The organism is Dactylosporangium sp. NPDC051484 (assembly GCF_040689395.1).
Classification (GTDB): domain Bacteria; phylum Actinomycetota; class Actinomycetes; order Mycobacteriales; family Micromonosporaceae; genus Dactylosporangium.
On record NZ_JBFAZX010000001.1, the window covers coordinates 410,932 to 424,311 of the forward strand.

The 13,380-nt window shown below is 72.2% G+C and carries 10 protein-coding genes; 6 read left to right on the plus strand and 4 right to left on the minus strand.

Going from position 1 to position 13,380, the window contains the following annotated elements; translation table 11 throughout:
- Positions 1-429 precede the first annotated feature (429 nt).
- On the plus strand, positions 430-2,133 hold the full coding sequence (locus AB0367_RS02015) for a hypothetical protein (RefSeq protein ID WP_366224289.1): 1,704 nt from the start codon (positions 430-432) through the stop codon (positions 2,131-2,133).
- A 176-nt stretch (positions 2,134-2,309) separates the two neighbouring features.
- On the opposite strand, the gene AB0367_RS02020 is transcribed toward AB0367_RS02015, so the two are convergent.
- Positions 2,310-4,400 (minus strand): DEAD/DEAH box helicase, encoded by a 2,091-nt coding sequence (locus AB0367_RS02020; RefSeq protein ID WP_366224290.1) that lies wholly within the window; start codon positions 4,398-4,400, stop codon positions 2,310-2,312.
- Between the two features lie 168 nt (positions 4,401-4,568).
- Here AB0367_RS02020 and AB0367_RS02025 point away from each other — a divergent pair, with 168 nt between their 5' ends.
- Positions 4,569-5,435, plus strand: coding sequence for a hypothetical protein (locus AB0367_RS02025; RefSeq protein ID WP_366224291.1), 867 nt, complete (start codon positions 4,569-4,571; stop codon positions 5,433-5,435).
- 182 nt (positions 5,436-5,617) lie between these two features.
- Here AB0367_RS02025 and AB0367_RS02030 read toward each other — a convergent pair whose 3' ends face one another.
- Complete coding sequence (locus tag AB0367_RS02030; RefSeq protein ID WP_366224292.1) at positions 5,618-7,303, minus strand: DEAD/DEAH box helicase; 1,686 nt, start codon at positions 7,301-7,303, stop codon at positions 5,618-5,620.
- A gap of 232 nt (positions 7,304-7,535) precedes the next feature.
- On the opposite strand from AB0367_RS02030, the gene AB0367_RS02035 reads away from it, so the two are divergent.
- Complete coding sequence (locus AB0367_RS02035) at positions 7,536-8,207, plus strand: ferritin-like fold-containing protein (protein WP_366224293.1); 672 nt, start codon at positions 7,536-7,538, stop codon at positions 8,205-8,207.
- Positions 8,208-8,291: 84 nt separating this feature from the next.
- Here the strand turns inward: AB0367_RS02035 and AB0367_RS02040 are convergent, their stop codons facing one another.
- Both AB0367_RS02040 and AB0367_RS02045 read right to left on the minus strand, forming a co-directional pair.
- Positions 8,292-8,525 carry a DUF3107 domain-containing protein gene (locus tag AB0367_RS02040; protein WP_366224294.1) on the minus strand — a complete coding sequence of 78 codons (234 nt, stop codon included), beginning with the start codon at positions 8,523-8,525 and terminating at the stop codon, positions 8,292-8,294.
- A 69-nt stretch (positions 8,526-8,594) separates the two neighbouring features.
- Entirely contained in the window at positions 8,595-9,233 is a 639-nt protein-coding gene (locus AB0367_RS02045; protein WP_366224645.1) for a TetR/AcrR family transcriptional regulator, read from the minus strand.
- A gap of 401 nt (positions 9,234-9,634) precedes the next feature.
- Here AB0367_RS02045 and AB0367_RS02050 point away from each other — a divergent pair, with 401 nt between their 5' ends.
- Genes AB0367_RS02050 through AB0367_RS02060 form a run of 3 tightly spaced genes read left to right on the plus strand, consistent with a single transcriptional unit; the run spans position 9,635 to position 13,378 of the window.
- On the plus strand, positions 9,635-11,443 hold the full coding sequence (locus AB0367_RS02050) for a hypothetical protein (protein ID WP_366224295.1): 1,809 nt from the start codon (positions 9,635-9,637) through the stop codon (positions 11,441-11,443).
- Positions 11,444-11,479: 36 nt separating this feature from the next.
- Entirely contained in the window at positions 11,480-12,511 is a 1,032-nt protein-coding gene (locus AB0367_RS02055; RefSeq protein ID WP_366224296.1) for an alpha/beta hydrolase, read from the plus strand.
- Between the two features lie 6 nt (positions 12,512-12,517).
- Entirely contained in the window at positions 12,518-13,378 is an 861-nt protein-coding gene (locus AB0367_RS02060) for a DUF3152 domain-containing protein (RefSeq protein WP_366224297.1), read from the plus strand.
- Positions 13,379-13,380: the final 2 nt, after the last annotated feature.

The following is a 13,380-nucleotide window of genomic DNA, read 5'->3' on the forward strand; positions in this document are numbered from 1 at the left end:
GCAATCCTGGCAAACGCGGGGCGGCGGGCCCCTCGGTTTGCAAGATGAAGGGGTTGTGGAGGTGGGATGCCGGGAAAGCTGCTCGTCATCGGTGGCGCCGAGAGTCATGACGCGGGAGACGACGAGATCCTCGAGCGCTTCGTGCTGAGAGGATCGAGCCCATCCTGGCCCTGCTCGAGGCCCTCGGCGCGTGCCGGACCGGAGCAGGTGGTGTGGCCGGCGTGAATCTGGTCAAATCCATGGCGTGGACCGGTACCGGCTGATCGAACCCCTCGCCGCCGACCGACTGACCCTTTCGTAAGTTGATCGTCGTTTTGTAGGTTATGGCGTGCAACCTTCCTGCCTGGTACACAAGTCTGATCCTGGTGGCGCCCCGTCGATTTTCGGGACGCTCGCCTTAGTGTGTTGGGGTCGAAGGTAGGAGGCGCCGTGCGGTTCGAGATCAGCCGGGTCATGGACACGATCGAGCAGCGGCTGACCACGGACGTCACACTGGCGCAGGCAGTGGTGGATCTGGCCGAGGTAGCCCGTTTCATGGCCCTAGACGGTGGCCGCCCCATCAACCTGCTGCGCCTGGGCATGGTCGTCGATGCGCTGAGCCGCTACCTCATCGACGCGGGCGCGATGCTCTACCCGGTCACGGGCCGCGAGGTGCTCTCCGAGGCGGCGCTGACGTCGAAGGAGCGGATGGTCCTTGGTCGCTGGGCCGACGACGGGCTGATCGAGATCACGCCGGTCGTCGCCGACCGCCCGGTCGAGATCGCCGACTTCACCGGCCTGCCGCTGATCGTGGTGCGCGACGTGCCGCAATACGCGGCCCGCTTCCCCTGGCTCACCGACAGCCCCGAACGAGTGCTCCGGCTGATCCCGCGCGCCGGCGGCGCCGTGCTCACCCCGAGCGGCGAGTCGGCCCCGCCCAAGGACGGCAAGGAACGCCTGGTCATCGTCGGCAAGGCGACCCTGCCGATCGTCCCGCCCGACCCGGACGAACCGGCGACGGAGAAGCCGATGGCCGAGCCCGCCCCCACGGACGCGGCCGACGCGACGGACTCTGCCGGCACGACGGGCTCTGCTGGCGCCACGGACCCGGCTGCTGCGACGGGCTCTAGCAGCGCGACGGACCCGGCTGCCGCGACGGGCTCTAGCAGCGCGACGGACCCGGCTGCCGCGACGGGCTCTGCCGGCGCGACGAACTCTGGCGGCGCGACGGACCCGGCTGCCGCGACGGACCCGGCTGCCGCGACGGGCTCTGCCAGCGCGACGGCGTCAGCCGACGCCGCGGGCTCGGCCGACGCCGCCGACCCGGCCCCGGCCCCTGACGCCAAGCCCACGCCGAACACCGGCGCCAAGAAGCCCGCGCCCGGCGACGAGGCATCCGAGCATCCGAAGGGCCACCAGGCTGCCAAGCCTCCTGCGGAGGCCGCCAAGGGCGGCGACCGGTCCGACGGCCTGCGGTCGTTCACGGCCCGCGGCGCGCAACGGTTCGGGCGCACCCGCGTGGTGCGCCGCCGCTTCACCCGCGCGGACCCCAGCGGCGTCGGCGCATCCCTGATGGCAAGGCAGTGGCGGTGCAAGGAGCCCGAGTGCCCGGCGTTCGGCCAGTTCCGGCGCATCGGTCAGCCCGTGCCCCGCATGCGCGGTGGCGTGCCGGCCTGCCCGCGCCACGGCGAGGCCGTCAAGGACATCGGCCCGCGCCCGGCCGCGTTCGCCGTCGCGGTCGTCGTCGAGGACCTGGCCCGCCGCCGCTTCGTCGTCAGCGGCGACCGCCCAGTGGTGGTAGGCCGTGAGCCGTCCGACCCGGACGACATCTCGGTTGCCGCCTGGCTGCACGAGGCCGCCGCCGCCTGGATCGCGAAGGAGCACGTCAAGCTCTCGGTCGTGCAGGGCCACTTGGTGGTGACCGACACCAGCGACAACGGCACCGTGATCTGGAAGCGCTCGACCCCCGACATCAAGGAGGAGACCGAGCGCCTCTGCCGCAAGTCCTACCAGCTGGACGGCTGGGACTCGATCGAGCTCTACACCGGCGTAGAACTGGTCATCGGCGACCACCGCCTGCAGACGGTCGTCGGCTCCGAGCCCGCCTCGGTCCTGCTGGACGCCCCGACGGTGGCGCTGCGCCTGGTCGACTGACCGCACTCGTGCCGTTGCCCCGGAGCCGGTTCGGGTCCGCGGCTCAACCCTGTCGGCCGTCTTGCCAGAGCGCACGGCGGTCCGGCCCTTGGCCTGCGGGCTCGCCCCGACGCTTTCCTCGCGCCAGGCGGCACGGCGGTGCCGCCCCGCCCCCGGCTTGCAAAGCGACGCCATCGTCAAGCCGTCACGGCCAGAGCGAACGGCAGCACCCCCTTGGCCCCCGCCAGCAGCAGCCCCCGTGCCACCAGCGCCATCGTCCACCCGCTGTCCACCTGATCGTCGACCAGCAGCACCGGCCCGTCGAGGTCGCGCACCGCTTCGGCCAGCGAAGGCGGGATCGAGAACCCGCCGTGCAGGGCCCGCACGCGCTGCGCGCTGTTCGTCCGGGACGCCAGCTCGGTCGCCGCGCCGGACGGCACCGTCCCCAGCAGCGGCAGCCGCCCCACCTCCGCGATCCGCGCGCCCAGCGACCCGAGCAGCTCCGGCGCGTGCCGCGACCCGATGACCACCACGCCCGCCGGGCGCTGCTCCCACCGGGCGTCGCCCTTCGCCCACTCGGCGAGGGTAGTCACGACCCCCTTGAAGACCTCGTCGCTGACGGGGCCGTCCGGGCCGGTCAGCAGGCTGCGCAGCCGGTCGCCCCAGCCGAGGTCGCTGAGCCGGCCGATCGCGCGCCCCGGCAGCGCCTGCTCGCGGGCCGGGATGTTGCCCGTCAGCCCCACCCCGACCGCGGCCATCCCCGTTGGCCATTTCTTGCGTGGCGCGATCTCGACGCCGGCGCGGCCGAGGTGTGCCCGGGCCGCCGCGAGCGCCTCGGGGGACACCTCCGAGGAATACCAGGCCCCGGCGCAGTTGTCGCACCGCCCGCACGGCGCCGTCTCCTGGTCGTCGAGCTGGCCGCGCAGAAACTCCATCCGGCACGTGGTCAGCGCCGAGTATCGGCGCATCGCCTCCTGCTCCGCCTCGCGGGCCGCGGCGACGCGCGCGTAGCGCTCGGTGTCGTGCCGCCACGGCACGCCCGTGAACTCCCAGCCGCCCTTGACCCGCCGGACCGCGCCGTCCACGTCGAGCACCTTGAGCATCAGCTCGAGCCGGCTGTGGCGCAGCTCCACCCGCGGCTCGAGCGCCATGGTCGACAGCGCCCGGCCTGCCCCGGCCAGCACGTCGAGGACGGCGCGGACCTGGTGCTCGGGTGGGAAGGCCAGCGAGGCGAAATACCGCCAGATGTCGGCGTCCTCCTTCCCCGGCAGCAGCAACACGTCGGCCTTCTTGACGGCCCGCCCGGCCCGCCCGACCTGCTGGTAATACGCGATCGGCGACGAGGGCGCGCCCAGGTGGACGACGAACCCGAGGTCGGGCTTGTCGAACCCCATGCCCAGCGCCGAGGTCGCGACGAGGGCCTTGATCCGGTTGTCCAGCAGGTCGGCCTCAGCACCGAGGCGATCGGCGGTCTCGTCCTTGCCGGTATACGCCGCCACCTCATACCCCTGGCCGCGCAGATAGGCCGCGGTCTCGTGCGCCCCGGCCACGGTCAGCGTGTAGATGATCCCGGAGCCGGGCAGGTCGCCGAGGTGCTCGCCGAGCCAGGCGAGCCGGTGCGACGGCGACGGCAGGGTCAGCGAGCCCATCCGCAGCGACTCGCGGTCGAGCGAGCCGCGCAGCACCAGCGCGTCGCCGAGCTGCTCGGCCACGTCGGCGGTGACTCGCGAGTTGGCCGTGGCGGTGGTCGCCAGCACCGGTGTGTCCGGCGCCAGGTCGAGCAGCAGTGTCCGCAGCCGCCGGTAGTCGGGGCGGAAGTCGTGCCCCCAGTCGGAGACGCAGTGTGCCTCGTCGACGACCAGCAGCCCCGTCGTGGCCGCGAGCTTGGGCAGCACGTCGTCGCGGAACGCCGGATTGTTGAGCCGCTCGGGGCTCACCAGCAGCACGTCGACGGAGCCGGACGCGATCTCCGCGGTGATCGCGTCCCACTCCTCAAGGTTGGCGGAGTTGATCGTCCGCGCCGTGATCCCGGCCCGGGCCGCCGCGTCGACCTGGTTGCGCATCAGGGCGAGCAGCGGCGACACGATCACCGTCGGCCCGGCGCCGCGCGCCCGTAACAGGGCGGTCGCCACGAAATACACCGCCGATTTGCCCCATCCGGTGCGCTGCACGCAGAGCACACGGCGGTGCCCGGCCACCAACGCTTCGATCGCCGTCCACTGATCTTCGCGCAGCTCGGCGGCGGGGCCGGCGAGCTTCTTGAGAACTTCCGAGGCTTCGTGTCGCACGGGTCGACGCTAGCAACGGGGTCTGACAAAAACGGCTACGAGTGCTCCGGGCGCCCGCATCCAGTGACCGGAGCGTATTCGAGCAGTCACATTGTTCGCTGTGGCGGAATCCCATGCGCTGCTAACCTCGCAATTCGAACAAAAGTTACAGAAGTTAGGCTGGGTCGCATGGTGCTGAAGGGTCCGCTGGTGGCGGCCGGTCTGGTCGCGGCCCTCCTGCTGGGCTTCGGCATCGCCCGTGCGACGGACTCCGCGGCCGGTCCGCCGGCCGCGCCCCCGGCGTCGACCGCGATCCCGTCCCACTCCCACGGCGGCGCGGTCATCGGCGACCTGGGCGGCTTCTCGCTCAGCGCCGCCGGCTTCACCCTGGTGCCCGCCCAGCCGCTCACCGTTCCGGCCGGCGTTCAGCAGCGGTTCGCCTTCAAGATCCTCGGCCCGGACGGCGTGCCGGTCACGAGGTATGTCCCCAAACACGACAAGCCGATGCACTTCATCGCCATAAAGCATGATCTATCCGGCTTTCAGCACCTACACCCTACGATGGCCGCCGACGGTACCTGGGCCATTCCCCTCAGCCTGCCCACGCCCGGCGTCTGGCGCCTCTACGCCGACTTCGTCACCTTCGACCAGGCAGGCCAGCAGCTGCCTCTGACACTCGCCGTGGAGGCCACTGTCGCGGGCAGTTACACCCCGCTCGCGCTGCCGCCCCCGTCGCGTACCGTGGACGCGGACCCGTTCACGGTCACCCTCGAAGGCATGCCGCAGGTCAACGCCACCCAGCCGCTCTCACTGCGCGTTTTCGCCGCCGGCGAGCCGGTCGGCGACCTGGAGCGCTACCTGGGTGCCTACGGTCACCTTGTCGTGATCCGCGACGGCGACCTCGGTTACCTGCACGTGCACCCTGAGGACCAGCTCGTGGGCGGCGCCGTGAAGTTCTGGCTGTCAGCGCCCAGCCCCAGCCGCTACCGCATGTATTTCGAGTTCCAGAAGTCCGGCACGGTCCACCGCGCGGAGTTCACGGTCGACGTCCCCTGACGATTTTCCAGGACTCGGGTCCGCGTCACTTGGAGACCGCTCCTCCCGCGAGACAGCGCTCGGGCCTGGCGGCCCTCGCTGCCAGGCCCGCGGTGCCAAGAGCGAAGCGGACCCGAAATCCGGGTCCGCCCCATGCGGCAAAGATTTTCAGATGGTGAAGTCAGGCGATCGGTGGCCGCGCCTTACGCCTCCGGGGTGGCGTCGACCGAGGCCTCCGCGGCCGCCTCGCCGGAACCGCCGCGCCCGCGGCCGCCCCGGCGGCGACGGCGCCGCGTGCGCGCGGCCCCGCCCTCGTCGTCGGCGACCGCGACCTGTACCCCGGCGGCATCCGTGTCGGCCTTCGATGATCCGGCCGACCCAGCTGATCCGGCCGACCCAGCAGGCCCGGACTCCGCGAGCGCCGCCGACGCCTCGGCGTGCTCGGCGGCGTCGACCTCGCCCCGGCGGCGACGCTGCCGCTGGCGGCGCGGCTCGGTCGCCTCGGCGGTGTCGGTCGCGACCGCCGCCGGCGACGACGAGCGGCCCCGGCCCCGGGTGCGTCCCCGCCCGCGCGGCTTGCCCTCGACGTCCTCGAGCTTCTCCGCCGACAGCCCGGCCCGCTTGCGGTCGGCCGTCGGCAGCGAGCCCGTCGTGCCGTCCGGGATGTCGATGTCGGTGAGCAGGTGCGCCGACGTGTGATACGTCTCCGGCGGCTCCGGCAGGTCCATCCCCAGGCTCTTGTCGATGATCCGCCAGCGGGGCATGTCCTCCCAGTCCACGAACGTCACCGCGACGCCGGTCGCGCCGGCACGGCCAGTGCGACCGATGCGGTGGGTGTAGGTGTCCGGGTCCTCCGGGCAGTCGTAGTTGATGACGTGCGTGACGCCGGAGACGTCGAGGCCGCGGGCGGCCACGTCGGTGGCGACGAGCACGTCGATCTTGCCGGCCCGGAAGGCGCGCAGGGCCCGCTCGCGGGCGCCCTGGCCGAGGTCCCCGTGGACCGCCGCCGCGGCGAACCCGCGGAAGTCGAGATCCTCGGCGACGCGGTCGGCCGCCCGCTTGGTGCGGCAGAAGATCATCGTCAGCCCGCGGTCGGTCGCCTGGAGCACCCGGGCCACGATCTCGATCTTGTTGAGCGGATGCGTGCGATACACGAACTGCTTGGTGAGCGGCGACGGACCCGTGCTGGCGTCGTGATGTGCGTGGATCGTCATCGGCTGGCGCAGGAACCGCCGCGCCAGCGTCACGATCGGGTCGGGCATCGTCGCCGAGAACAGCATCGTCTGCCGTTCCTCGGGCAGCAGGGTGAGGATGCGTTCCACGTCGTCGAGGAACCCGAGGTCGAGCATCCGGTCGGCCTCGTCGAGCACCAGCGCGCGCACCGAGTGCAGGCGCAGGTGCTTGCCCTTGGCCAGGTCGAGCAGCCGGCCGGGCGTGCCGACCACGATCTCGACGCCGTTGCGCAGCGCCTCGACCTGCGGCTCATACGCCACGCCGCCATACAACGGAAGCACCCGCACGCCGCGGGTCTTGCCGGCCGCGGCGATGTCGCGGGCGACCTGCAGGCCCAGCTCGCGGGTCGGCACGACGACGAGCGCCTGCGGCAGTCCGTCGGCGCCCTCACCGGGTGCGGTGACGCGGTCCAGCAGCGGGACGCCGAAGCCGAGGGTCTTGCCGGTGCCGGTCGGCGCCTGCCCGATCAGGTCGGTGCCGCGCAGCGCGATCGGCACGGCGTATTCCTGGATCGCGAAGGCGCGGGTGATGCCGACCGCTTCGAGCGCGGCCACGGTCTCCGGCCGGGCGCCCAGGTCGGCGAAGGTGGGACTGTCAGCGCGCACGGGTGTGCGGGGGGCCACCGTCTCGGCGGCCTCAGTGTTGTCGATCGTCATGTTGTGCTCGGGGTGTCTCTCTCGCGGGAGCGCCCCTGAATTGCCGGGTGCGCTCGATCTGTGTGGGGCGCGGGCCACACGCGACCGGTGGACTGTGGTCGCGGGCTACAAGCGCCGATTGCCGGGCTAGGGTCCGCCCGTGGCTATTGCGGCCATTGTAACGGCCAGACGACGGATTCGTGCACGACACTGCGTGGGGGCGCAGGGTGATACGGCGGGGTACTGTGCCAGTGTGTCCGATATCACCCCGGCCGCCCGGTCCAGCGTCGACTCGCCCCAGGAAGCGGTCGTCGACCTGCTGGGCATGCTCGCATACGGCGAGCTGGTCGCCTTCGACCGCATGGCCGCCGACGCCCGGCTGGCCCCCGACCTGCGCCGCCGTGCCGTGCTCAGCGAGATGGCGGCGCGCGAGATCACCAACTACCGCCGCCTCGCCGACCGGCTGGCCGAGCTCGGCGCCGACCCCGAGGCGGCGATGCGCCCCTACGTACGCGCCCTGTCCGACTACCACGAGCAGACCGAGCCCAAGGACTGGCTGGAGGGCCTGACCAAGGCGTATGTCGGCGACGGCATCGCCGACGACTTCACGCGCGAGGTCGCCGCGGTGCTGGCTGCCCCCGACCGCGATCTGATCCTGGACGTGCTGCACGACTCCGCGCACGCCGACTTCGCCGCCGACGAGCTGCGGGCCGCGATCGCGATCGATCCCAAGGTCGCCAACCGCCTGTCGATGTGGGCGCGCCGCCTGGTCGGCGAGGGCATCTCCCAGGCCATCCGCGTGGCCGGCGAGCGCCCCTCGCTGGCGGCCCTGCTGGCGATCAACGGCACCGACTTCCAGGCCCTGCTCAAGCGCCTCACCACGGCGCACACGGCCCGCATGGGCGCGGTCGGCCTCAACAACTGATCGGCCGGCGGTGTCATGTAGAACCCGGGCATGGCCGACAACGGAAAAGGGCCCCCGGTGGGGGCCCTTTGTTGCAGCCGTCCCTCAGCGCGCGGCGGAGAAACCGACCGGCCGCGGGGAGGATTCGGCGATCTCCACGTAGGCCAGCTTGCCGACCGGCACGATCACCCGGCGGCCCTTCTCGTCGACCAGGGACAGAACACCTTTATCGCCACCGTTGATCGCGTCGGTGACCGCAGACTCAACCTCGCTGGGCGACTGGTTGCTTTCGAGCACCAGCTCCCGAGGCGCGTACTGCACGCCGATCTTGACCTCCACGTCTTCCTCCTTGATCGGGCACGGCCGTGGGTAGGCCCGCACACCCAGTGTGGTTGAAGATTAACGCGATCAGGCGTGGTCGCCGTGCAAGGGGAAGCTCGCGATGCCGCGCCACGACAGCGCGGTCAGCAGGCTCTCCGCCTCGGCCTTGTCGACCTGGCGGCCGCCGGCGAGCCAGAACCGGGCCGCGATCTCGGCGGCGCCGACCAGGCCGGAGGCCAGAAGCTCGGCGCGGGCGCGGCTGACGCCGGTGTCGGCCATGATCGTGTCGGTGATAGCCGCGATGCAGCCGCTCTCGACGCGGTCGACGCGCTCGCGCACGGCCGGGTCGTTGCGCAGGTCGGACTCGAAGACGAGCCGGAAGGCTTCACTCTCATGGTCGATGAAGTCGAAATACGCCTGGATCGCCCCGCGCACCCGGTCCTTGTTGTCGGTGGTCGCCTCCATCGCCGAGCGCACCCGGGAGACCATCGCGTCGCAGTGCGTGTCGAGCAGGGCCAGATAAAGCTCGAGCTTGCCCGGGAAGTGCTGGTAAAGCACCGGCTTGGAAACACCCGCGCGCTCGGCGATGTCGTCCATCGCCGCGGCGTGATAGCCCTGCGCCACGAAGACCTGCTGCGCCGCGGCGAGCAACTGCTTGCGGCGCGCTGACCGGGGTAGCCGCACTGGCCGCCCGGCCGCCTGCGTCCCGCTCATCGCCGAGGTCATCTTCACCATCCGGATTTGGGTCGAGATTGCAACTTACCCCCTTTCCACCCACACGGTAGCCTCACCTAGGGGCGACGGAGGAGCGTGCGGTGGACGAAACGGGGCAAGCCGGAAGCCCGGATGCGGGTGGCGCCTACCCTGGCCCGAACCCAGGCCTGAACCGTGGCCGGAACGGATACCCGGAAGGGCACGTCAACGGTGCTTCGCCGACGTCGGATGACGCGCTCGAGGCGATCGTCTCGGCTTGGCGCGAGCCGGCCACCGGTGCGATAGCCGGCCGCGCGGCCGTCAATGGCCTCAATGGCGTTAATGGGATCAACGGCGTCAATGGCGTCAATGGCGCCGGCGGTTCACGCGGGCACGGCGAGGTCCGCAGTCCGTATTCCGACATGCTGGCCCCGATGAGTCCGCCGGTCTCGGCGCCGCCGCCGGCCCAGCCACCGACTTCCACGCTGCACTACGGCCACTACGGGCCCGACGGTCAGGGCTGGCCGAGCTCCAGCACCACCGGCGAGATCAAGAGCGTCCCGGCCGCGCCCGCCCCCAGCGCCGCCTACGGCGCGCCGCCGGTCGACCACGCCGGCGACGTCCGCCGTCCGGTCTCCGGGCAGCCCGCGTTCGAGCAGGCGCCCCACCAGCCCCATCAGCCGCAGCAGCAGCCGTATGACTACGACAAGCCCTACGACTACGACCCGCCGCAGCAGTCGGCCCTCGACCGCGTCGCCGAGCAGCAGGCGCGCCAGTCCGACCAGTGGGGCTACCAGGGTCAGTATCCACCGGGGCCGTATCCACCGGCGTCCTACCAGCGCCAGCCCGAGCAATACCAGCGCCAGCCCGAGCAGTATCGGCCGGAGCCGTATCAGCCCGAGCAGCGCCAGCAGCCGGAGCAATACCAGCCGGAGCAGTACCAGCCCGATCAATACCAGCCTGAGCAGTACCAGCCTGAGCAGTATCCGCAGGAGCAGTACCAGCAGGAGCCGCGGTATTGGGCGTCCGAGCCGGAGAAGCCGGAGTTCGACTGGGCGGCGCCGGTCCAGCACGTGTCCGCGCCGCCGTCCACGGCACCGCAGCAGCCGCAGCAGTTGTCGGCGCAGCGCGTGCCGGAGAGCGACCCGCTCGTCGGGCCCCTGCCGCCCGTCCTGCTCGGCTCCGCCACCGCGATGACGGCCCCCGAGCCGGTCATGCCGACGTTCGCCGACCAGATGAGCCAGCCGGCTTATGATCCGCCGGGGCTGCCCCAGCGAGTTCCCGCCGAGCCCGACGTGCCGCCGGTGCCCGCCGTCGAGGCGCAGCCGGTCGCGGTCGGGGCGCCCGAGCTCGCCCGGATCACCAACAAGCTGCGCGAGGACGAGGACGGCGCGCCGGACAGCCCGGACGACCGCCCCGACGGCTTCGACGTGCAGAGTGTGCTCCGCGCGGTGCGGACCGTCAGCGGCGTGCACCGGGCCACCTTGCGCAAGAACGCCGACGGGCTGCACACGCTGCGACTGGAGCTGGCCGACGAGGCCGACGCCGGGCTGGTCAGCCGGATTGTCGCGCGCATGCTCAATGAAACGATGGGGCTGTCCGCCGAGCAGAACCCGCTGCTGCCGGAGGAGGACGCGCCCCCGGCGCCGGTCCTGGCCGCGGCCGCCCCGTCGTCGTCGGCGGTGGTGCCGACGGCCCGGCCGGCCGCGCGCAATGTGGCGCACAGCGCCCTGCCGGGCTACGGCCGGGAGGCTCGCCGCCGACGACCCGTCAGTGGCGGGCGCCGGCCCGCGGAGCAGAAGGCCCCCGCGCTCATGCCCAATCCGGGCGCGATCGCCTCGCCGCGGGTCGTCATCGAGTCCGTCGACGTCAGCACGCAGGGCATCGACGCCACCGTCGAGGTGCGCCTGACCGCTGACAACCAGCCCGCCATGGGCGTGGCGAAGGGGCCGAACTTCGACGGATATGTGCTGAAGCTTTCCGCGCTGGCCGCCGCCTCCGCCGTCGACCAGCTGCTCATCGACGCCGACACCATCCGCGCGCGGTGCTACATCGAGCACGCCGCCGTCGTGGCCCTGGGCGGGTGCGAGGTGGCGGTCGTGGTGCTGCTGCTGATGTACGACGGCTTCGTGGAGCAGCTCACCGGCTCCGCGGTGGTGTCTGGGGACGGCGACCCCCGTCAGGCCGTGGTCCGCGCCACGCTGGCCGCCGTCAACCGCCGCCTGGAGGCCCTGCTTCCGTAGGCCGGCTTGGTCGCGTCTCCGGGGCACACTTGGCTTATGAAGCGTGCGTCTCTTGTCCCGGAGGTCACCGTCCCGTCACCTGAGCCGCTGCCGGAGCGATGGCCGGGACGAGAGGTGGAGCTCGACGGGACGGTGGTGTACGTCCGCGACACCCCGGCCACGACGCCCGGCGCCGAGCCGGCAGTCTATGTGCACGGGCTGGGCGGCTCGTCCACCAACTGGACCGACCTGGCCGGCATCCTCGCGGCCCGGCGGGACGGCATCGCGCTGGACGGCCAGGCGATCGACCTGCCAGGCTTCGGCTACAGCGGCCGGGCCCGCAGCTACACCCTCGACTCGATGGCGCACCACGTCATCCGCTGGATCGAGCACAGCGACCGCGGCCCGGTTCACCTGCTGGGCAACTCGATGGGCGGCGCCGCGACCGTCAAGGTCGCCGCGAGGCGCCCCGATCTCGTCCGCTCGCTGACCCTGATCTCCCCGGCGATGCCGTTCCTCGACCCGCGCCGCTCCCTGCAGGGCCGGCTCGTCCCGCTGCTGCTCCTGCCCAACGCGGCGCGCCTGGCCGGGCGGCGGATGGCCGCGATGGACCCCGAGGTGCTCGCCGACATGGTCATCGACTCCTGCTACGCCGACCCCACCCGCTATCCGGAACAGCGCCGGCTGCAGGCGATCGAGGAGGCCCGGCTGCGCAATCAGGTGCCGTGGTACGCGGAGGCGTATGTCGGCAGCCTGCGCGGCCTGGTCAGCAGCTTCCTGCGCGCGTATCTGCCGGGGGAGGGCTCCATGTGGCGGGCCGCCGCCCGGATCACCGCGCCGACGCTGGTCATCGCCGGGCGGCAGGACAGGCTCGTGGACATTCGCACCGCCCCGCAGGTCGCCCAGCTCATCCCGGACAGCCGGCTGATGATGCTGGAGGGCGTCGGCCACGTGGCGCAGATGGAGGTGCCGCGCTCGGTCGCCCGGGCGGTCTACGGGCTCATGGACGAGATTTCCGGTAAGCCGGTTACGGTCGAGGTGCGGGGAAAGGTCCGGCGGCGCGTCGCCCGGGTGCGCATGGCAAGCTGAGCGGCGATGGCGAGCCGGCTGAGCAGCGACCGCCGGCGGGAGCCGGTTGCGCTGCCGAGCGATCCGGTGGCCGCTCGTGACACCGTGCGCGCCGCCCGCCATCGCCGCCGCCAGGACGCCCGTCGGCGGCGCTACTTGGTCGCCGGCGTGATGTCCTCGGCCGGCCTCATCGCCGCGCTCGGCCTCGGCCGGCAGCTGATCTTCGCCGAAGACACCGGCACGCCCACCCCGCCCGTGCGGCAGGAGGCGCCGATGTTCACCCGGCCCTCCCAGCCGGCCAGCCCGCCGCCGGAGGCCGGGCCGGCCAAGGGCGACGGCACCTTCGCGTACGCGAGCTCGGCCGGGCCGGTCGCGGGCGCCGCGGGGACGCTGAAGAAGTACCGGGTCGCGGTCGAGAACGGCTCCGGCCAGCAGGCCGACGCGTTCGCCGCGGCCGTGGAGCAGGCCTACGGCGACCCCCGCGGCTGGATCGGCGGCGGCGACGTGCGCCTGCAGCGGGTCGCCGGGGAGGGCACCGCCGACTTCACGGTCTTCCTCGCCACGCCGGCCACCTCGGAGGCCATGTGCGCGACGGCCGGGTTGCACACGGACGGGTACAACTCCTGCCGCAGCGAGGGCAAGGTCATCATCAACCTGGCCCGCTGGCTCACCGCGGTCCCGGACTACGGCAAGCCGGTGGCCGACTACCAGACGTACGTCATCAACCACGAGACCGGCCACGAACTCGGCTACGGCCATGAGGCGTGCCCGGGAGCCGGGCGCCCGGCGCCGGTCATGATGCAGCAGACGTACGGGCTGAAGGGCTGCGTGGCCAACTCCTGGCCCTACGTGGACGGCCAGCGGTATTCGGGAGCCAAAGTGCCGTAGCT